Source organism: Thiolapillus sp., assembly GCF_048562965.1.
Classification (GTDB): Bacteria; Pseudomonadota; Gammaproteobacteria; order Chromatiales; family Chromatiaceae; genus Thiolapillus; species Thiolapillus brandeum_A.
Genome location: NZ_JBHNMF010001379.1, coordinates 1 through 663, shown reverse-complemented (window position 1 = coordinate 663; position 663 = coordinate 1). Strand labels below are relative to the sequence as shown.

The following is a 663-nucleotide window of genomic DNA, read 5'->3' as shown; positions in this document are numbered from 1 at the left end:
TACAGCGCCCCCTCGAAGGGGTTGTGGCCCAGCTCCTGTTCGACGATCGCAGCCAGGCTCCGGAAGCTCTTGCGGAAGTCCACCGGGTCCTGATACAGGTAGATCCGCGGCATCTGCGGATGCGGGCGCAGCCGGTATTCCATCACAGCACCGCCAGCAGTTGCTTCACCAGCGGCAGGGTCTCAGTCGCGATTCCCCGGATCTCCAGGCCGTTGGGCAGGCTCAGGATCAGGCCGGCGGGCTGCACCGTGGCCGGGATCACCGGCACAAAGCCCGCCCCCTTCTTCTCTGTTGCCGGTTCGGCCGCCCGGCGTAGCTTGCGGACCCAGTAGCCAAAGGTACTATACCGCAGTTCCTGTTGTTCGCAGTAGGCTTTCTGCGTCAGGCCGGATTGTGGCCAGGCCGAAATGTGTGGCTGCCAGAACGGCGCACCTTCGGTGGCATCAGACATGTCCATCGATTTCTCCTATGTCGTGAAATTCCAGGAGAAAGTCTGCACAGGGTCAGGTGGGGAAAACAGGTGTGGATTCTTGGGCGCTTACGGTACTGAAGTGGCCAGAATTTGATGTACCCATTCAGATTCCCAAGCGTCCCCAGAAGATACCGGAACTGCTGACGCGTCAGGAAGTAAAGCAGATCATCGAGGCCTGCCACAATCCCAAA

The 663-nt window shown here is 60.0% G+C and carries 2 protein-coding genes; both read right to left on the bottom strand.

The features are described from left to right. Window positions 1-113 (bottom strand): IS66 family insertion sequence element accessory protein TnpB (tnpB, locus tag ACOCD2_RS24440; RefSeq protein WP_419626315.1); only part of this gene is annotated, 113 nt, incomplete at its 3' end. Window positions 114-142: 29 nt separating this feature from the next. Beyond that, window positions 143-457 carry an IS66 family insertion sequence element accessory protein TnpA gene (tnpA, locus tag ACOCD2_RS24435; RefSeq protein ID WP_294078855.1) on the bottom strand — a complete coding sequence of 105 codons (315 nt, stop codon included), beginning with the start codon at window positions 455-457 and terminating at the stop codon, window positions 143-145. Window positions 458-663 lie beyond the last annotated feature (206 nt).

Excerpts from the sequence above, each read along its gene's own strand:
- tnpA (WP_294078855.1), bottom strand. The coding sequence starts at position 457 with ATGGACATGTCTGATGCCACCGAAGGTGCGCCGTTCTGGCAGCCACAC.